At 63.5% G+C, this 18,217-nt stretch carries 21 protein-coding genes and 1 pseudogene; 12 read left to right on the top strand and 10 right to left on the bottom strand.

Annotated elements, in window-relative coordinates; genetic code table 11:
• Positions 1-16 precede the first annotated feature (16 nt).
• The 4 genes from FJ977_RS24345 to FJ977_RS36425 form a co-directional block, all read right to left on the bottom strand.
• Complete coding sequence (locus tag FJ977_RS24345) at positions 17-514, bottom strand: isoprenylcysteine carboxylmethyltransferase family protein (RefSeq protein WP_140774680.1); 498 nt, start codon at positions 512-514, stop codon at positions 17-19.
• 835 nt (positions 515-1,349) lie between these two features.
• Positions 1,350-3,401, bottom strand: a complete 2,052-nt coding sequence (locus FJ977_RS24340; protein ID WP_140774679.1) for an elongation factor G — start codon at positions 3,399-3,401, stop codon at positions 1,350-1,352.
• A 201-nt stretch (positions 3,402-3,602) separates the two neighbouring features.
• The gene (locus FJ977_RS24335; protein ID WP_246683313.1) at positions 3,603-4,967 is read right to left on the bottom strand and encodes an EAL domain-containing protein; all 1,365 of its coding nucleotides are present in this window, start codon (positions 4,965-4,967) and stop codon (positions 3,603-3,605) included.
• On the bottom strand, positions 4,955-5,134 hold the full coding sequence (locus FJ977_RS36425) for a hypothetical protein (protein WP_246683312.1): 180 nt from the start codon (positions 5,132-5,134) through the stop codon (positions 4,955-4,957). Before FJ977_RS36425 ends, FJ977_RS24335 begins: the two co-directional genes overlap by 13 nt.
• A 234-nt stretch (positions 5,135-5,368) precedes the next feature.
• Between FJ977_RS36425 and FJ977_RS24330 the strand changes: the two genes are divergently transcribed.
• A complete protein-coding gene (locus FJ977_RS24330; RefSeq protein WP_140774678.1) occupies positions 5,369-5,764 on the top strand; it encodes a cupin domain-containing protein in 396 nt (131 codons plus the stop codon).
• A 70-nt stretch (positions 5,765-5,834) separates the two neighbouring features.
• Here the strand turns inward: FJ977_RS24330 and FJ977_RS24325 are convergent, their stop codons facing one another.
• The gene (locus FJ977_RS24325) at positions 5,835-7,037 is read right to left on the bottom strand and encodes a pyridoxal phosphate-dependent aminotransferase (RefSeq protein ID WP_140774677.1); all 1,203 of its coding nucleotides are present in this window, start codon (positions 7,035-7,037) and stop codon (positions 5,835-5,837) included.
• 216 nt (positions 7,038-7,253) lie between these two features.
• On the opposite strand from FJ977_RS24325, the gene FJ977_RS24320 reads away from it, so the two are divergent.
• The 3 genes from FJ977_RS24320 to FJ977_RS24310 all read left to right on the top strand — a co-directional run bounded on the left by FJ977_RS24320 (position 7,254) and on the right by FJ977_RS24310 (position 9,734).
• The gene (locus FJ977_RS24320) at positions 7,254-8,150 is read left to right on the top strand and encodes an EAL domain-containing protein (RefSeq protein ID WP_140774676.1); all 897 of its coding nucleotides are present in this window, start codon (positions 7,254-7,256) and stop codon (positions 8,148-8,150) included.
• Positions 8,147-8,995: an EAL domain-containing protein gene (locus tag FJ977_RS24315; protein ID WP_140774675.1), complete on the top strand. Its 849-nt coding sequence runs from the start codon at positions 8,147-8,149 to the stop codon at positions 8,993-8,995. Before FJ977_RS24320 ends, FJ977_RS24315 begins: the two co-directional genes overlap by 4 nt.
• 130 nt (positions 8,996-9,125) lie before the next feature.
• Positions 9,126-9,734: a glutathione S-transferase family protein gene (locus tag FJ977_RS24310; protein ID WP_140774674.1), complete on the top strand. Its 609-nt coding sequence runs from the start codon at positions 9,126-9,128 to the stop codon at positions 9,732-9,734.
• Between the two features lie 68 nt (positions 9,735-9,802).
• On the opposite strand, the gene FJ977_RS36420 is transcribed toward FJ977_RS24310, so the two are convergent.
• Together FJ977_RS36420 and FJ977_RS24300 are read right to left on the bottom strand one after the other, a co-directional pair.
• A complete protein-coding gene (locus FJ977_RS36420) occupies positions 9,803-10,174 on the bottom strand; it encodes a hypothetical protein (RefSeq protein ID WP_246683311.1) in 372 nt (123 codons plus the stop codon).
• Between the two features lie 162 nt (positions 10,175-10,336).
• Positions 10,337-10,549: a cold-shock protein gene (locus FJ977_RS24300; RefSeq protein ID WP_010910991.1), complete on the bottom strand. Its 213-nt coding sequence runs from the start codon at positions 10,547-10,549 to the stop codon at positions 10,337-10,339.
• Between the two features lie 274 nt (positions 10,550-10,823).
• On the opposite strand from FJ977_RS24300, the gene FJ977_RS24295 reads away from it, so the two are divergent.
• Complete coding sequence (locus FJ977_RS24295; protein ID WP_140774673.1) at positions 10,824-11,150, top strand: hypothetical protein; 327 nt, start codon at positions 10,824-10,826, stop codon at positions 11,148-11,150.
• Positions 11,151-11,238: 88 nt separating this feature from the next.
• Here the strand turns inward: FJ977_RS24295 and FJ977_RS24290 are convergent, their stop codons facing one another.
• Positions 11,239-11,808, bottom strand: a complete 570-nt coding sequence (locus tag FJ977_RS24290; protein WP_140774672.1) for a methylated-DNA--[protein]-cysteine S-methyltransferase — start codon at positions 11,806-11,808, stop codon at positions 11,239-11,241.
• Between the two features lie 181 nt (positions 11,809-11,989).
• Here FJ977_RS24290 and FJ977_RS24285 point away from each other — a divergent pair, with 181 nt between their 5' ends.
• Both FJ977_RS24285 and FJ977_RS24280 read left to right on the top strand, forming a co-directional pair.
• A complete protein-coding gene (locus tag FJ977_RS24285; protein ID WP_140774671.1) occupies positions 11,990-12,967 on the top strand; it encodes a lytic transglycosylase domain-containing protein in 978 nt (325 codons plus the stop codon).
• Positions 12,968-12,972: 5 nt separating this feature from the next.
• Complete coding sequence (locus FJ977_RS24280; RefSeq protein ID WP_140774670.1) at positions 12,973-13,461, top strand: GNAT family N-acetyltransferase; 489 nt, start codon at positions 12,973-12,975, stop codon at positions 13,459-13,461.
• Between the two features lie 297 nt (positions 13,462-13,758).
• Here FJ977_RS24280 and FJ977_RS24275 read toward each other — a convergent pair.
• Positions 13,759-14,086: pseudogene (locus FJ977_RS24275) on the bottom strand (hypothetical protein).
• Between the two features lie 160 nt (positions 14,087-14,246).
• On the opposite strand from FJ977_RS24275, the gene FJ977_RS24270 reads away from it, so the two are divergent.
• Together FJ977_RS24270 and FJ977_RS24265 are read left to right on the top strand one after the other, a co-directional pair.
• Entirely contained in the window at positions 14,247-14,669 is a 423-nt protein-coding gene (locus tag FJ977_RS24270) for a lysozyme inhibitor LprI family protein (RefSeq protein WP_348643228.1), read from the top strand.
• A gap of 131 nt (positions 14,670-14,800) precedes the next feature.
• Positions 14,801-15,544, top strand: coding sequence for a DUF899 family protein (locus FJ977_RS24265; protein ID WP_140774669.1), 744 nt, complete (start codon positions 14,801-14,803; stop codon positions 15,542-15,544).
• Positions 15,545-15,567: 23 nt separating this feature from the next.
• On the opposite strand, the gene FJ977_RS24260 is transcribed toward FJ977_RS24265, so the two are convergent.
• Positions 15,568-15,747, bottom strand: a complete 180-nt coding sequence (locus FJ977_RS24260) for a hypothetical protein (protein WP_140774668.1) — start codon at positions 15,745-15,747, stop codon at positions 15,568-15,570.
• A gap of 42 nt (positions 15,748-15,789) precedes the next feature.
• Between FJ977_RS24260 and FJ977_RS24255 the strand changes: the two genes are divergently transcribed.
• The 3 genes from FJ977_RS24255 (at position 15,790) to FJ977_RS24240 (ending at position 18,144) form a co-directional block, all read left to right on the top strand.
• A complete protein-coding gene (locus FJ977_RS24255; protein ID WP_246683309.1) occupies positions 15,790-16,755 on the top strand; it encodes a YihY/virulence factor BrkB family protein in 966 nt (321 codons plus the stop codon).
• A gap of 165 nt (positions 16,756-16,920) precedes the next feature.
• Positions 16,921-17,343, top strand: coding sequence for a pyridoxamine 5'-phosphate oxidase family protein (locus tag FJ977_RS24250; protein WP_140774666.1), 423 nt, complete (start codon positions 16,921-16,923; stop codon positions 17,341-17,343).
• Between the two features lie 336 nt (positions 17,344-17,679).
• Positions 17,680-18,144 carry a cupin domain-containing protein gene (locus FJ977_RS24240; RefSeq protein WP_140774665.1) on the top strand — a complete coding sequence of 155 codons (465 nt, stop codon included), beginning with the start codon at positions 17,680-17,682 and terminating at the stop codon, positions 18,142-18,144.
• The last annotated feature ends 73 nt before the right edge of the window (positions 18,145-18,217 follow it).

Here is an 18,217-nt window from a genome sequence, read left to right as displayed (position 1 = left end):
CGCTGCTCGCTGCTCGTCAACCGCGCCAGGGTGTCAGGCGCGGCAGCCAGCCAGGGACGTTGCTGCGGTAGGTTTCATAGTCGGCGCCGTAGCGGCTTGCGAGCGTCGGCTCCTCGTAAAACCTGACGAAGGAGCCCATGGCTATCGCGCCGATGACGGCATAGGCGACAAGCGTCCAGCTCGAGAACAGCAGCGCCTGGCCAAGAATGATCGACAGCACGGCGACATACATTGGGTTGCGGACATGGCGATATACGCCGCCGATCACCAGCTTCTCGGTCGGCGCGATGGGGGCCGGCGTGCCCAACCCCTCCAGCGCGAAGCGGGCGAAGGCATGCAGCAGCACGGCGGCCGCGGCGACGATGAGGAGGCCGCCGGCAAGAACAAAGCCCGGTATGGTGGACCACGGCAAGCCCCAACGGTCGCTGAGCAGCCAGGGGACAAGTCCGGCAACCACACCGGGCGCTGCGATCAGGAAAACGCCGCTGCCGGCAATGGCTGAAAAAGGACGCATTGGCTGCTTCCCGCCTGGTTGCCTCAGAATTGAACGGCCGCTGCCTGATTCCAGGTCATCAGGAGTTTTCGGCATTTTGGAGCAAAATCGGCCTGGATTGACGTTTTTCACAACGACAAATGGTCCCCGGCGCGCTCCGTTCTGCGAATTCTGCTGGTCCTATTGGCTTTCGGAATGGGTTAGACCACAGCCTGCGTCTTTTTGCATGCGTGTGTTGCAAAATAGATGCTTGTTTCTTGGGCATGATGAGCAGATATATAGATCATCTCCTGGGCGCGTTCTCCTCCCATTAGCGCCCTCGAGTGTTCCCCTCTGGAGGTTAGCCTTAACAGGCACTTCCAATCAAACTCAGCCGGATCTTCGTTGATCCGGCTTTTTTGTTGCCCGGACCTTGCCGGGGCGACCGAGGAATTCACCAGAATTGCCACGTAACAGTGTCATGTAACCTCTGGTAACATGACAACGAAGCCTTCCGATGCTATGTAGAGGCTAGGACGCGGTGTGGTTCGGACGAGGGATGGGGGCATCACTCGGACGGCCCGGGCTCAGGCGGCTACCGCGTCCGAACCTCTTTCCGCCGAAATCCGGCGACGGCATATGCGGCGGACCTGCCGTTTCTCCTCCCAAGAAAACGGTCCGCAAACAAAACGGCGTCCGGCCCCCCGGGCGTCGTTTTTGGTTTTATGTATGTCACTGTCCCGAGGCCGCGGCTCACTTTTGGGCGGCATGCGTCGGTCCCGCTGGTCATGAGCTTCCCCAACTTTGACGCCGCCCCTCACTGTCCCGCCAGCCACCTCTCCCCGTAAACGGCGAGAGGTGGCGGATAGCGGCGAAATCAGGCGGCCTTGCCGTTGGTGTTCATCGCTTCGTCGGCGAGACGGCCGGTGAGTTCGGCCATGTGGTCGAAGGCGGCGCGATAGCTGGCGACGCCCGCCGTTGCCGAGCGCAGCTCAATGATCAGGTCGCCGATCTCGGCTTGCGGCATGGTCGCCTCGACGACATCCCATCCGGGCCAGCCGGGCCGGGCGTCATAGCCGAGGATCTGGCCGCGCCGCTGCGGGATGAGCGCGATGATCTTCGAGGTCGCGTCCGACGGCGTGACGATCTCGACTTTCATCACCGGCTCCAGAAGCACCGGCGAGCAGGCGGCCATGCCCTCCTTCATGGCGAGCTTCGCAGCCATCTGGAAGGCCATGTCGGAAGAATCGACCGCATGATAGGAGCCGTCCGACAGGTTGACGGCGACGTCGACCACGGGGAAGCCGAGCGGGCCGGTCTTCAAGTAATCGCGTATGCCTGTTTCGACCGACTGGATGTAGGTCTTGGGCACGACGCCGCCGGTGATGGTGTCGGTGAACTGGAAGCCGGAGCCGCGCGGCAGCGGCTTGATCTCGATCACCACGTCGCCGAACTGGCCATGGCCCCCCGACTGCTTCTTGTGGCGGCCACGCTGCTGCGCCGATTTGCGGATCGTCTCGCGATAGGGCACGGCCGGGGCATGGCCTTCGACCGGGATCTGGTTCTTGCCCTCCAGCCGCTCGCGCACGACCCGCAGATGCATCTCGCCATGGCCAGACAGCACCGTCTCGGCCGAGTCCTGGTTGTGGCGCAGGCTGAGCGAGGGATCTTCCTCCGCCAGCCGCTGGATGGCGGCCGACATCTTGACCTCGTCCTTGCGCTCCTTCGGCCGCAGCGCGAAAGCGAATACCGGCTGCGGTGGCTCGAATGCGAACAGCTGTTTGGTGCCGCCCTTGGCCGAGGTCAGCGTCTGGCCGGTCTTGACCTCGTCAAGCTTGCCCAGCGCCACGGTGTCGCCAGCCTTGGCGGCGGTGAGCTTGAACTGGTCCTTGCCAAGCATCTTGTAGATGCCGGAAACCTTCGCCGTCTCACCGCCGGGCAGCCAGAGTTCGGAACTGTCGGCGACCTGGCCGGACAGGATGCGCGACACCGACAGCTTGCCGCCATGCGGTGTGTGGATTGTCTTCATCACCTGGACCAGGGTGGCGCCGCCGTCGGGGGCGCCAAGCCGCTTGCGGGTCGCCTCGATGTCGGGTGCGTCGTGGCGGATCGTCTTCAAGAGGCGCAGCACGCCGTTGCCCTTCTCGGCGGTGCCGATCAGCACCGGCGTCACCACGCCATCGCGCAGGTCGGCGGCAAGGTCGTCGAAGATGGCGTCCTTCGGCGGCTCGATCTCCTCGAGCAGCTGTTCCATCAGCTGGTCGTCATGGTCGGCCAGGGTCTCCAGCATGGAGAAGCGTGCCTCCAGTTCGCGCGCCTTGTCGTCGCCCGGTATCTGGGCCACCTCGCTTTCGGCGTACTCGCGGTAGATGTAGGCACGCTCCAGCGCCAGATCGATCGAACCGATGACGACGCCGTCCTTGCGAAGTGGAATCTGGCGCAGCAGGAGCGGCACCGAGCTTGCCGGCTGCAGCATCTTCAGCGTGTCGCGCACGCCCGCTATCGCCTTGTCGACCTTGTTGAGGAACAGGATGCGCGGCACGCCGAGATCGTCGAGCTTGCGCATGATGAGCTGCAGGGCGGGAATCTTCTTTTCGTCGGCCTCGGCCACAACCACCGCGAGGTCGCAGGCGGCCAGCACCGGCTCGGCCTCGAAGGAGAATTCGATCGAGCCGGGACAATCGACAAAGGTGATCTGCTCGCCCATGAATTCGGTGGTGGCGACGGTCGCCTCGACGCTCATGGCGTGGGCGCGTGCTTCCGGCGAATGATCTGAGACAGTACTGCCCGAGGAGACCGGGTTCTGGCGGGGAATGGCGCCCGTACGGGCCAATATGGCTTCGAGAAGTGTCGTCTTACCGCTTGCAAAGGGACCGACTATGGCAATGCATTTCGGTCCCGTGCGTCGTCCTCCGGCGCGAGTACCCATGGCTGACCTCCACTCAGGCGTTTCCCTAGGGACCGACTGGCATGCATGGTTCAGGCGTGGTCAATCGGTCCTGAGCGGCGGCCGGCCTGTTCGACCGTCGCGGGCGGGGTTCTTTTCTTGTCGCCACCTGCCCTGTCGCATCGTCCCACTTGTTTGCCGGCAGGGCAAGGAAAATAGAAATCGGGTGCCCGCACAGTGCCCTCAGGCACTCAGCGCCATGGGTCCGGCATCATCGATGGCGCGCAAGGGGCCCATCTTGTCGCGCGGCGCCGGCCTGCCGAAGAAATAGCCCTGGAAACGGTTGCAGCCGGCGGCCTTGGCCAGCGTGAACTCTTCTTGTGTCTCGACACCCTCCGCCACGATGGTGACGTCCTGGATGCGCGCGATCTGCGCCAGCGCCGAAACGAAGATCTGCGCCACCTGGTCATGGGCAAGGCTGCGGATGTAGGAGCGATCGATCTTGATGCTGTCGATGGGCAAGGTCTTCAGATAATTGAAGCCGCAATGGCCGGTGCCGAAATCGTCGAGCGCGATGTGGAAGCCGAGGCCGCGCAACGCTTCGAGGCGCCGCAGGATCTCTGATGTGGCGGCGGTTGCCACCGTCTCGGTGATCTCGATGATGAATTGTGCCGCCGAACGGCCGGTTTCCTTCAGCACGCGGTCGCACATGGTGACGATCTCGTCGCGCTTCAGCTGCTCGCCAGAGACATTGATCGAGATGCGGCGCCCGGGGAAATGGCCGATATCGGCGCAAGCCCGCTTGAACACCCATTCGCCGAGCATGTCGATCAGGGTCGAGCGTTCGGCGATGGGGATGAACTCGGCCGGGGAGATCAGGCCGCGAACCGGATGGCGCCAGCGGATCAGGCCCTCGAACGCATAAATGGACCCGTCCGGGTTAACGATAGGCTGGTAGTGCAGTTCGAGCTCGCCGAGATAGACCGCGGCGCGCAATTCCCGCTCGACCAGGCGGCGGTAGCGCTTGTCGGACAGCATCTCCTCGTCGAACACGGTGACGCGGCCACGGCCTGCCGCCTTGCTCTCATAGAGCGCCAGGTCGGCAACCAGCATCAGTTCCGTCGTGTTCGAGGCATGGGCCGGCGCCAGTGCCACGCCAATCGAGATGGAGAGCGGAATGATCTTGCCTTCGTGTGATTTGCCGGCCCGCATGGCATCCAGCAATTGCCTGATATCCTTGTTGATGGCGGCGAGATCGCCGTGCGGGATGATGACGCCGAATTCGTCGCCGCCGAGCCGGCCGACCATGCCGCCGGCAAAGATGCGCTCGGTGGTCTTGACGAGATGCGCCAGGGTGCGGTCGCCGAACTGATGACCGAAGGTGTCGTTGAGCTGCTTGAAATGGTCGAGGTCGATCAAAAGCAAGGCCGCATCGCGCCGGTCGCGCATGGTGCCCAGGCTGTTGCCGAGCGCTTCCAGGAAATAGCGGCGGGTCATCGCCCCGGTCATCGCGTCCCTGGTCAGGAAATGATGCTTTTTCGCCTCGGCGGCGGCGGCGGATCTCAGGCTGTGAACGACGCTGCTGCGCATGTACATCAGCGCCAGCAAGGCGAGCCCCCGGCCAGGATCGAGACCGCGTAGGCGCTGTTGGAGGGCAGGTTTTCCGACATCTCGGCGGTGCCAAGCAACGCGGCGCCGATGCTGATCAAAAGCAGAGCCTGGATGGCGCGGTAGATCCGGCCGCTATGGTCCTTGATCGTCGCCAGTATGCTCATCTCATCGCCCCCTGCAATGCAGGCTCACGGCTAGTGCGCAGCCGTTAAGAAGACATTGAATTCGCCCTTGTTTCGCCTTGTTGCGCCATGCGGGAAAGGTTCATGGTTAAGGAGAGAAAACCGCGTCTTCGTGATGGCGGGCCGAACGGCCGGTTGCGCCTTGGGTGATATCGGCCGAGAATGCGGTTTGCCCCGATGAGCGGGTCGCTTCACCACCAATTTCAGGATCAGACGATGAAGATCATTGCTTGCGGCAGCGTGCCGACCATCATAGCGCCGGACAAATACTTCACCGGCCGGGTTCTGCAGACGCCGATCATCGAGACGGAGGCTCCGGCGCGGCTGAGGGCGACGCTGGTGAGCTTCGAGCCGGGCGCGCGCACCCACTGGCACACGCATCCGTTCGGCCAGACGCTCTACGTCACCTCTGGCGCCGGCCTTGCCCAGGCATGGGGTGGCCCGATGCAGGAGATCAGGGCCGGCGACACCATCTGGTTCGCGCCTGGTGAGAAGCACTGGCATGGTGCAGCGCCGAAATCGGCGATGACGCATATCGCCATGCAGGAAGCGCTCGACGGCGTTGCAGTCGACTGGCTGGAAGCGGTTTCGGGCGAGCAGTACGGCAACTGAGCGCCGAGGCTGAGCTTACGCAAAACCCGGCGATGACGCCGGGTTTTCTGTTGTCTTCAGATGGGGTTGATCAGGTCAGCGATGCCGTGAAACGCTGGATGCGCGTGCAGGCTTCCTCCAGCAGCGCGTCCGAGGTGGCGTAGGAGATGCGGAAGTTGGGGCCGAGGCCGAAGGCCGAGCCGAACACCACCGCCACACCTTCCGCCTCGAGCAATTCCGAGCAGAAGGCTTCGTCGGTGTCGATCACCTTGCCGGCCTTGGTCTTCTTGCCGATCAGCTGGGCGCAGGACGGATAGACATAGAAGGCGCCTTCCGGCGACGGGCACGTGATGCCGCGCGCCTGGTTGAGCATCGACACGACCAGATCGCGCCGGCCCTGGAAGATCGCCTTGTTCCTGGCGATGAAGTCCTGAGGGCCGTTGAGCGCCTCGACCGAAGCCCATTGCGCGATGGTGCAGGCGCCCGACGTCTGCTGGCCCTGGATCATGTCCATCGCCTTGATCAACTGGACCGGACCAGCCGCATAGCCGATGCGCCAGCCGGTCATGGCATAGGCTTTCGACACGCCGTTCATGGTCAGCGTGCGCTCGTACAGATTCGGCTCGACCTCGGCTATGGTCTTGAAGACGAAGTCGCCATAGGTCAGGTGCTCGTACATGTCGTCGGTCAGCGTCCAGACATGCGGATGCTTGAGCAACACATCGGCCAATGCGCGCAGTTCGGCCTCGGTGTAGGCCGCGCCCGACGGGTTGGACGGCGAGTTCATAAGCAGCCATTTGGTCTTCGGCGTGATCGCCTTCTCCAGCACCTCTGCCGTCAATTTGAAACCGTTGTCGATCGAGGTGTCGGCGAACACCGACGTGCCGCCGCAGATCGCCACCATTTCAGGGTAGCTGACCCAGTAGGGGCGGGGGATGACGACCTCGTCGCCGGCGTTCAGCGTCGCCATGAAAGCGTTGAACAGGATCTGCTTGCCGCCGGTGCCGACAATGGTCTGCTCGGGCTTGTAATCGAGATTGTTCTCGCGCTTGAATTTCTTCGCGATCGCCTCGCGCAGCGGCACGATACCAGACACGGGCGGGTACTTGGTCTCGCCGCGCCGGATCGCCTCGATCGCCGCGTTCTTGATGTTGTCTGGCGTGTCGAAATCCGGTTCGCCGGCGCCAAGGCCGATAATGTCACGGCCGGCATTTTTCAGCTCGCGCGCTTTCTGCGTCACCGCGATGGTGGCGGAAGGCTTTACGCGGGAAAGGGTGTCGGCAAGAAAGGCCATGACCTTTTATCTCTCCTGAGAAGATCGGCGCGGCCAGGAGCGGCCGCGGCGCTTCTCATGTCGCATCATTCCCGCCAGTGCAAGCCTTCTCGGCTGGGCCAGGTGCGACGGCGCGGTCAATGAGGCGAGATCTGCAACACTTAATTCATTAACGGGCGGTAGAGGCTTGCATGGCAGGATCGCAATCCATTCCGCCAATCCGCGGAGCGAGGAACCGTGTCGCGCAGCATCGGGCTTGCCCACATCATCCGTCATGATGACGGCACCTCGTCAGGTGTCTGGGGCCTCTACACGCTGCAAAGTGCGTTCCAGCCGATCTTCGCCTTCAAGGAGGGCAGGCTGTCGGTTGCCGCCTTCGAAGGACTGATCCGGCCGTTCCGTGACGGCGAGGCGCAATCGCCGATGACCTTCTTTTCGACCTGTCCGGCCGCCGACCGCTTGCATGTCGAGGCGCTGACCAGGACGCTGCATCTCCTCAACGCCGGCGCCTGCCTGCCGCGGGAGGCATCGATCTTCGTCAATTTCGACCCGTCGGTGTTCACCGAGCGGGCGGTCGCCGACAATGCCTTGCGTGAAATGCGGCTGGTGCTGCACGAGGCCGGCATCGATCCGGGCCGCGTCGTGTGCGAGGTGACCGAGCAGAGGTCGGCATCGCAGGAGACGCTGCACGGTTTCGTCGCGGCGCTGCGCGGCAACGGTTTTCGCATCGCCGTCGACGACTATGGCGCCGACGATTCCGACATCAACCGTATCAAGGAGTTGAGGCCCGACATCGTCAAGTTCGATGCCCTCTGGATCACGCAGCTGATGGAATCCGGCGCCGGTTTCGCCCTGCTGACCTCCATGGTGAAGAGCTTCGAAGAGCAAGGCATCCGCACGGTGTTCGAGGGTATCGAAGAGGGGTGGCAACTGGAACTCGCCGAGAAGTCCGGCGCCTCGATGGTGCAAGGCTTCGTACTGGCGCGGCCCGAGCTGGCGCCGACGAGTTTCCGTGTTTTCGCAAAAAGCAGTCCGGGCTCTGTTGCCGCTGCAAGTGATGCGCCCACTGCCCACACCGTCGCCCCGCGTACGGCGCGACCGACGAAAGCCTTCGGGCGCCGGGTAACGCCATGAGGATCGAGCGACGGCGCAATGTCGGCGACGCGATCTTCGTCGACGAGGTCGGCATCGAATACGGCGTCCATGGCGACTTCCGCCTGCGCAGCGCCTACCAGCCGATTTTCGCGCCGCTCGGCGGCACGCTGCACGCGGTGGCGGTCGAAGGGCTGATCGAGCCGCACCGTGACGGCCGGGCAGGGTCGCCGCGGGCGTTCTTCGAAAGCATTGCGGCATCGGACAGGCTGTTTGTCGAAACCATGTGCCGGGTTCTGCATCTCAGGAATTTCCAAAACATCGGCGTCGACGGGCTCGACCTGTTCTTCAACTACAATCCGATGGTCAACGACCACCCCGGGCGGGCGCTGGCCGAGATCCGGCTGATGAGCCGGCATCTTGGCGAGCTCGGCCTTGCCCCCGGCATGCTGGTCTGCGAAATCACCGAACAGGCGGCGGACAACGCGCTTCTGGCCCGGCTGGTGCGCGAAATGCGGCGCGACGGCATCCGCATCGCCATCGACGATTTCGGCACCGGCCACTCGACCGAGGAGCGGGTGAGCCTGCTCCAGCCCGATATCGTGAAGATCGATGGCGGCTGGTTTGGTGAGTTCTGTCGCCACGCCGCCGCAGAACGCTTCTTCAGGCCGCTTGTGTCCAGCCTGCACGATCGCGGCGCCAGGGTGCTGGTCGAAGGCATCGAGCAGCCCGCCCATCTGCGCGTCGCGCTCGACGGCGGTGTCGACCTGCTGCAGGGTTTCCTTCTGGCCCGGCCGGCGCTGGCCGGCACCATCTTCGACGAAAAGCCGATCGCCATCGATGCGCTGCTGGGCAAGGAGAACAATGTCGTGCCGCTGTTCGGCTAGGCGACCTCGACGATTGGCGAAAGCGGTGCGCTCTCATCAGCGCCGCTGATGGTCGCGCCAAAACAAATCATTGGTTGAAGGCACGGCGGCTGCGATAATCGCCTGCTCAAGGCAGCTCCGGGGATCGTCCATGATACTCTACAGCATGATCGACAGCGGCAATTGCTACAAGCCGCGCCTGCTGATGGCCAAGCTTGGCCTCGCCTTCACCACGATCGAGGTGAGTTCGCATACCGGCGACACACGAAAGGCCGACTTCGTGGCCAAGAACCCCAACGCGATGGTGCCGCTGCTCGAACTCGACGATGGCCGCCGGCTGGCCGAATCCAACGCCATCCTGCTCTATCTGGCCGAAGGCACGCGCTTCCTGCCGGCGGACAGATACGAGCGCGGGCTCGCCTATCAATGGCTGTTCTTCGAGCAATACAGCCACGAGCCCTACATCGCCGTGCGCAAGGCGCTGCTGACCTTTCCCGAGCGGGCCAGGGACGCCACGCCCGAGCGGCTGGCCGTGACGCTGGAGCGCGGCAACAAGGCGCTGGGCGTGATGAACAAGTATCTGGAGCACAACGCCTTCTTCGCCGGCAACGCCTTCAGCGTCGCCGACATCGCGCTCTATGCCTACACGCATACGGCCGAGCAGGGCGGCTTTCAGCTCGGCGCCTATCCGGCGGTCGTGACCTGGCTTGGCCGCGTCGAGGCGGATCCGGAGCATGTGCCGATCGAGTGGGTGGGTTGAGACCTTCTCAATAATTCTACTCTGGCGGCCACCTAGCGCGGTTTTCTGTGCTTCCGGTGCTCACGTACTTAAATGTACGCTCCGCTCCGGTTCTCGAAAACCACGCTATCTGACTCGCCAGAGCGAATTCTTGAAAAGGTCTCGGCGCCGCGGCTAAAGACGTCGAAAGTTTCCGGCTCGAACCTCGGCCAACGCCTTTTCGGCAAACCCGTCCAGTCGACCTGCTTTTCATCGGCCTCGATCTGCGTGTGCCATACGTCTGCCTGGAACGCCGCGAACCATTTGGCAAAGGCCTTCAGCTCTTCGGGGCTTAGGGCTGCGATGGCTCTTTCGATCTGTTCGAGCTTGGTCATGAATTGAAAATAACATGATCGGCGTTGCGAAGCGAAATGGCTCAACCCCAGACAAACAAAAAAGGCGGGATAAATCCCGCCTTCCATGCTTGGTAGCCTGATCGGGAGCGTCCGGTCCGGGCTGGCAGCTATCTGCTGTTCCAGCGTATCGGGTCTTTCCGCTCCGGGCGCGCTTCTCGCGCGACCGTCAGTACATCCGTGACTTGCCGCGCGCCCCGAGCTATCGCCCGGCGCGCGCCATTCGCAAAATCAGGCTGCCTTGCTCAGAGATCCAGCGGACGACTTGCCAGTGCGGCGGTCCTGCTCGATCTCGAAGTTGATCTTCTGGCCTTCGACCAGGGTCGACAGTCCAGCGCGCTCGACAGCGGAGATGTGGACGAAAACGTCCGCGCCGCCCGCGTCAGGCTGGATGAAGCCGAAGCCCTTGGTGGCGTTGAACCACTTGACCGTTCCAGTTGCCATAAAAATAGTCCTTGCATTTGCTTTGGTTTGACCAGACCGAAGTCCAGCCGGTGTGCATCGAGATTTTGGAGATAGACGTCAGCAAACGCGAAGATCGCGAGGCCCGGATCGATCGGCCGAAATATCAATGGGGCTGATATAGGCTGCTTTCGCACCAAAAACAAGACTGTGTGAGAAAGCCGTGATTGCGGGACTGCCCAACGGCCGCCCCAATCTGGTGAAACCGTTGCCACAGATCGCGCTGTCCTTGGGTCGCGGATCAGGGGAGAGGACCATGAAAACCATTCTGCTTGCCGCCTGCCTGACGCTGGTGGCCGCCGAGGCGCAGGCAATCTCGCGCTACGACCCGACGCATATGAGCTGCGGCAAGGTGCAGTCGACGATCGCGCGCCAGGGCGCGGTCATCCTGCGCTACCAGTCGACGCGCGTGCCGGGGCTGCCGCTTTACGACCGTTATGTGCAGAGCCAGCAGTTCTGCACCATGGGCGAGGTGAGGACGCGGGCCTATGTGCCGAGCGCCGACACCAAGTCCTGCCCGGTCTACAACTGCAAGCGTCCGGACAATGAGCATTTCCGCCGCCGCTTCCCGCGCCGTCACTAAGCTGTACTGACGTTCAGGTGACGCCGGTCTGCGAGCGCTCTCGGCTCGGCCGGACCTGAATCTCAACACGCCTCAAGACCAAGGCCCTCTAGAACCCGAAGGACACCTGCGCCGGAGGCGGCGGGCCGACGCGCACGCCTTCCATGGCCAGCATCTTCTCCTTGGTGACCGAACCGCCGGGCGCGGAGAAGCCGCCGATCTTGCCGCCGGCCGCAAGGATGCGGTGGCAAGGAATGACCAGCGGCACCGGATTGGCGCCAAGGGCGGCACCCGTTTCGCGCGGCAGGCCGGCATGGCCGGCGCGCTTGGCCAGTTCGCCATAGGTGGTGGTCTCGCCATAGCTGAGTTTGCGTGCCGCGTCGTAGATGGCGAGGCGGAACTCGTCGACGCCGTCGAGATCGACCGGGACGCCGGAGAAATCGACGTCCTCGCCGGCGGCGTAAGCCTTGATCGAGGCGATCAGGTCGACCACCCAAGACGGCTGGGCGGTGGAGGCGGAAACGCCGGCATGGCGCATCAGCCGACGCTCCACCGCTTCGCGGCTGCGTTCCGGCAGGCAGAGCCGGATCAGGCCCTTTTCGCTCCAGGCAATGCCCATGAAACCGATCACTGTTTCTAACACTGCGTGGCCGGCTGTGATCGAAGATGTCGTTTCCATGATGCGCTCCTTTCCGCAAAGCGGCGAAATCCGGGATTCCATCCAGTACATATCAGGAACAATATGGCATCGCCGCCCGCGCCCCGCCACCCGAAAACCACCAGATGGCCCCGATTGCCCCCCAGGAATCGCTGGTGTAAGGGAAATCTTAACGACCCGACAAACCGGACCAGAGCGCGGCTTGCCAGCAAAACATACCCTTATCGCGATCGGCGTGATCATGGCGGCGGCCAGCATGAGCGGCTGCACCTCGACCTCGCAGATGAAAGCCGCGCCCGCCCTGACCGAGACCGCGACTGTCGCCGGTACCGATGCCGGCTTCACCATACCGCTGCCGGACACTGTTTCGGTGCTGCCGCAATCCTCCGGCATCGCCCCCGTCCAGACCGCCGAACTCGCACCTGGGGCCGTCATTTCGGAAGGCGAGGCAGCAGTCGCGCCAGCCAGCCATCCGGCCGCCGCGACCGCGGCCTTTGCCGGCGCGACGCCGACGGCTCCGGCCGTGCCCGCCATCATGATCGCCAGCCCCAGTGCCTGGCAGGCGCCGCCGCCCTCCAAGGCAGGCCAGCCGGTGAAGGCAGCTCAGCCCGTGATCAAGTCCGCCGAGACCTATACGACAGCCGGCCTCGTCGTGCCGGCGGTCGCTGGCGGCCAGAAAGCCATGCCCGGCGTGCAGCAGGTGGCCTATGTCGTGCCGCAGAACCCGGCTTCCCTCGTGCAGTTCCCGTCGGCGCCGCTCAGCCCTGCCGCACCGGAAGAGCACACGGGCATGCGCGGCGACGTGGACCGGCTGATCGTCAAATACGCCGCGCTCTATGAGGTGCCGGTGGATCTGGTGCGCCATGTCGTCAACCGCGAAAGCACCTACAACCCCAAGGCCTACAACAATGGCCATTGGGGACTGATGCAGATCAAGCACGCGACGGCGCGCGGCATGGGCTATGACGGGCCGGCCAAGGGCTTGTTCGACGCCGAGACCAATCTCAAATACGCGGTCAAATATCTGCGTGGCGCCTGGCTGGTGTCCGATGGCAACGCCAAGAAGGCCGACTGGCTCTACCAGACCGGCTATTATTTCGACGCCAAGCGCAAGGGCCTGCTCGAGGCGACCGGCCTCGGTGTCGACCGCAAGCGGCGGCGTCTGCAGCCAGACGCCTGAGCGCGATGCCTGAACCGCGCCCGCCGGCCCTCAACGACATCCGGCTGCGCAAGATCCTCGACGAGACGCTCGTTGCACCGCATTGGCCGGACGGTTTTGTGATGCGCAGCTTCGAGCCCGGTGACGCGCCGCCCTTGCATGCGCTGCTGAGCGAGGTGTTCGACGACGACGCCGACGGCCCGTTCGACGAATGGTGGCCGCGCATCTCAGGCGACCCCGAATTCGACCCGGAATTGTGCTTCCTCGTCATCGACGCCAAGGGCCGGCTGGCGGCGGCAGCACTGTGCTGGACGTCGGCCTTCGTCAAGGACCTCGCCGTTCATCCCGAGGCGCGCGGCAAGGGCATCGGCGAAGCGCTGATGTGGCATGCCTTTGCCAGCTTTCGCGACCGGGGCGCTGACCGTGTCGACCTGAAGACCAATACGGTCGAGAATCCCGCCGCGGTACGGCTCTACGAGCGGCTGGGGATGACGCCGGTCGCCTGGGAAGGCTAGACTAGGGAAAGCGCACCGCGTTTTTCCCGGGAACAACCGTTCACGCTCTTCCTGATCGCTTCCCGTCAATTGGTGCCGGCCAATTTTCCCGCCGCCGAGCGGAAACCCCAGCGCTCTGTGAACTGCTTCACAGAGGCGGTTGCCTGCCCATGCTAACGAAGCGCCATGACGCCTTCAGCTGATCCGGGACCGCAGATCAGCTGGGCACAGGAGGAGGCCGCACCGGCATGTGCCTGCCCCTCCACGGCAGGTCCCGGTGCGGGGTTCCGGGGCCTGCCGTACTGCGCGGCCTTCTTTCTAGATATCCGGCGCATTGCCGATCTTCTTCTTGAGCTCGAGCGCCCAGGCGCGGCCCTCATCGCCGCCCCACAGCAGCCAGGCGATGTGGCCGGCTGACGGGTTGTCCTCATTGCCATAGTTTTTCCCGCGCTTGTCGACCTCGTGGCGCGCGAAATAGCTGACCATGCGGCGGATGGTGGACGGCGCGAGCTTCTCGCGGTTCTTCAGTTCCGTCGCCCGTGCCACGCCGATCTCGGTGCCGCCACGGCCGAACCGCTCGACCCTTGGCGGCATTGTCGGCCACCACTTGCGGGCAGCGCAGGTCGATCTCGTCGGCGTCGTGCATTCTTCTCCCCAGTCCCGCAAGCCCTAGCCGATGGAAGCAATGCGGGAAAGGCGGAGGGGTTCCAACAGGCGAAAGAAACTATCCACCAAGGTGGCACGTCGCATCTTGCCCGAGGTGGCTTGACGGTTAAGCTCCGGTCTCGACTGAAACCGGAGGAAACATGATGCGGCTTCTGCTCTCCACCCTTGCCACCCTGGTCCTTGCGGCCCCGCTCCTCGCCGGCGCCGCGCGGGCCGCCGACTGCGCCAATGCGCAGGACCAGGCGACGATGGATCAATGCGCCGGCAAGGATTTCGATGCGGCCGACAAGAAACTCAACGAGGCCTACAAGCAGATCCAGACGCGGTTCAAGGACGATGCGGCATCGAAGAAATTGCTGGTCGATGCGCAACGTGCCTGGGTCGCCTTCCGCGACTCCGAATGCAAGTTCCAGGGCGGCCCGATCGACATGGCGGGCAGCGTCTATCCGATGGTCGTCACCAATTGCCGGACATCGCTCACCAACAACAGGCTCAAGGATTTCCAGGGCTATCTCAACTGCCCTGAGGGCGAATTGAACTGTCCGGTGCCGACGGCGCAGTAGGGTCTTCGGGAAGGCGTGCTGCCTCGTCGCCGCAAGCCGCGCAAGAATGTCGGAACCGATCGCGGCCAGACGTCCTTGGGTCGCAGAGCAACCGCGCCGGGACGCCGGCGCGCGGACCCAAGGAGCCGGTCATGATCACCTTTCCCAACGAATCCGCCAGATACCGCACCGCACGCGAAAAGCTCCTGAAGAAGGAAATCGAGTTGCGCCGTGCCATGGAAGCCGTGGCCGAGGCGCGCCGTGCGCTGCCGCCGGGCGGGCTGATCCGCCAGGACTATGTCTTCGATGCGCTCGATGCCGGCGGCAGTCCGGCGAAGGTGAAACTGTCGGAGCTGTTCGCGCCCGGCAGGGATTCGCTCATCCTGTACAACATGATGTTTCCGCGCCATCCGCTGGAAACCCGCGATGTGGCGATATCAGGCGGCACGGCCAGGCTCGCCCGGCCGGACCAGCCATGCCCGTCCTGCACGGCGCTGCTCGACCAGTTCGACGGCGCGGTCGGGCATCTCGAAGCGGCGGGCTTCAATTTCGCCGTGGTCGCGAGAACCGCGCTGGAAAACCTCGTCACGCTCGGCCGCGATCGCGGTTGGCGCAACATGCGGCTGGTGTCGTCGGCCGCCAACAGCTTCAAGCGCGACTACAATGCCGAGGATGCAGACGGCGCGCAGATCCCGCTGCTGTCGGTGTTCCATCGGGACGGTGACGGCATCAGGCATTTCTGGTCGTCGGAGCTCGGCTTCGCGCCAACGGAGCCCGGCCAGGACCCGCGCGCCATCGGCACCTGCGAGATCCTGTGGAACCTGATGGATTTCACACCGGAGGGCAGGCCGGATTGGAATGAGCAGCTGCAGTATGGCGAGGCCTGCTGCCACTAGGCATCCGCTTCAGCCTTTGCGCTTCAGTTCGAAGCGGCTTCCACCTGCTCGATGAGATAGGCGGGTTCTTCCTGGCTCGCCTTGCGCACGGTTTCCGCACCATTGATCGTGCGCCTCACATCGCTGGTGAAGCTGTCGCTCAGGTCGGCCGGAACATCGGAAGATGCGCCGCATTGATAGTAGACGGTTTGCGACCCCTTCACGGATTCGAAGTGCGACTCACAACTAGAAACGTATGGGACCTGGTGCGCGAGAGCGTGGTTGGCTTTGTCGACGACAATGCCCTTAGTCATGGCGCGGCGATGGCCTTTTATGCCGCCACGTCGCTGGCCCCAGTCCTGATAATTGTCGTTGCGATAGCTGGCATCGCCTTTGGTCATGACGCAGCGCAGTTGGCTTTGTCTGCCCAGATATCGGGGCTGATGGGTTCAGAAAGCGCGGCACTGCTTCAGACAGCGCTCGAAGGGGCATCCAGCAAATCATCGGGGACCCTGGCGGCCATCGTTGGCGTGGCCACCTTGCTCGTCACCGCCTCCGCGGTCTTTGGCGAGATGCAGCAAGCCCTGAATGCGATATGGAAAGTTGAAACGAAAGGGAGTTCGCTGTCGCGTCTCCTGCGTGCGCGTGCGGCAAGTCTCGGCCTGGTCGCCGCACTCGGCTTCATGTTGCTTGTATCCCTGGTGGCGAGCGCCGCGATCTCGGCTCTGGGCAACATGATCAGCGCTCAATTGCCATTCGGCGAGTTTGTTCTGAGCGCGGCCAACACCTTGATCTCCTTTTCCCTGATTTCCGTTATGTTTGCCGCCATCTACAAAGTCTTGCCGGATCGTGCCTTGGAATGGCGGGATGTCGGGATCGGTGCCGTCGTGACCGCCGCACTGTTCACATTGGGGAAGTCGCTTATCGGTTGGTATATCGGCACAAGTGCGATCGCATCGTCATATGGTGCGGCCGGAGGGCTGCTCGTCATACTGCTCTGGGTCTACTATTCATCGGAAATCTTTCTGTTCGGCGCAGAGTTGACCCGCGCCTATTCCGTTCGACATGGCAGCAGGTCCGACCTGAACGGGCTGGTTCAAAATGCGCCCACTCCAGGACAAACTGTTTCAGTTTGCCAGGAGGCCAGCTCTTCGGGCGCCGTTGCGTTGTTGGCGGTGGCATGCGTGACTGCAGTGATGACAGCCTTTCTGCTGGGGCCTCGTCGCCCATAGCGTCAAGATGGACAGGCCATGCGTGTGACGGTGCGCAGCTTCCGCATGCCCGCATTGCCGCGCCAATGATTGTTGGCGGATGAATGTTCGGCGCCCGGGAAATTCCTGAGAACCAAAGGGGAGATCGCACGTTGCCCTAGCCAACCCCTTTGACAGGAGCACACCATGCCCAACCGCAGCCTTGCCGAAATTGCCGAGAAGATGCGCGACATCGATGTCGCCATGCTGTCCACCCATTCCGAAGACGGCGCCATTGCCGGCCGGCCGATGAGCAACAACCAGGACGTCGAGTATGACGGCTCGTCCTACTACTTCACCTGGGAAAAGTCGGAGGTGGTGGCCGAGATCGAGCGCGACGCCAATGTGTCCTTGGCCTTCAAGGGCGACGATGGTTTCTGGGTCGCCGTCGCGGGCAAGGCCCAGATCATCCGCGACAAGGCCGCGTTCGAGGAACACTGGAACGAGGACATCGACGAATGGTTCGAGCAGGGCACCGACACGCCGGGACTGGCGATGATCAAGATCGAGGCCACGCGCGCGCATTACTGGGACGGCGAGGATGAGGGCGAGGTGACGCTGCAGTCGTGAGCCTGTTTTTCCTTTCTGGTGGCGGTGGATTGGAGAACGAGGCCCGGCGCTCTACGGCGCCCCCCTCTGTCCTGCCGGACATCTCCCCCACGAGGGGGGAGATTGGCCGTCATCACGAGCTTCGCCAATTTCATCATCGCGAAGAAAAGAGCCGGCGCCAAAGCTGCCGATCTCCCCACCTGTGGGGGAGATGTCCGGCAGGACAGAGGGGGCGCCGTAGAGCGCGACGTGAACCTTCACCGCTCCATCAGCCCCTGGCAAACCGCTGCCGCAAAGTGGCTCTGTGCCCACGCCCGCGGTGCATTACACTGCCGCCACCAGTCCGAGGAGGCACCCATGCCCAAGATCGACCTCTCGGCCGTGCCCGTCCGCAAGGGCTCCGGCTATCCCGCGCCTTTCGACGCCCCTTGCGCCACCCGCACGCGCCGGCGCCTGGGGGACGCCGGCGGCCTCAGCGATTTCGGCGTCAACCTGATGACACTCCCGCCCGGCGGCTGGTCGAGCCAGCGCCACTGGCACAGCCATGAGGATGAGCTTGTCTATGTGCTGGAAGGCGAGTTGACGCTGGTCGAGGATGGCGGCGAGACGCTGCTCAAGGCGGGCGATAGTGCTGCCTTCGCCAAGAACAGTGGCAACGGCCATCACATGATCAACCGGTCGTCGGTTACAGCCCGCTACCTCGAAGTCGGCTCGCGCAACCCGGCCGATGTCATCACGTGCTCCGACATCGACATGATGAGCCCGAGTTCGGATGGACGCTTCCTGCACAAGGACGGCACGCCCTATCCGGGGCAGGGGTGAAGGCAGCGCTTCTTCCTTCTCCCCTTGTGGGAGAAGGGAAGAACTGCGCTGGCGTTCCGCCAATGCTAAGCTC

The sequence above is a fragment of the Mesorhizobium sp. B2-1-3A genome (genome assembly GCF_006442655.1).
Lineage (GTDB): Bacteria > Pseudomonadota > Alphaproteobacteria > Rhizobiales > Rhizobiaceae > Mesorhizobium.
Note: the sequence above shows the minus strand (reverse complement) of the source record. Positions and strands in the feature narration are given on the sequence as shown.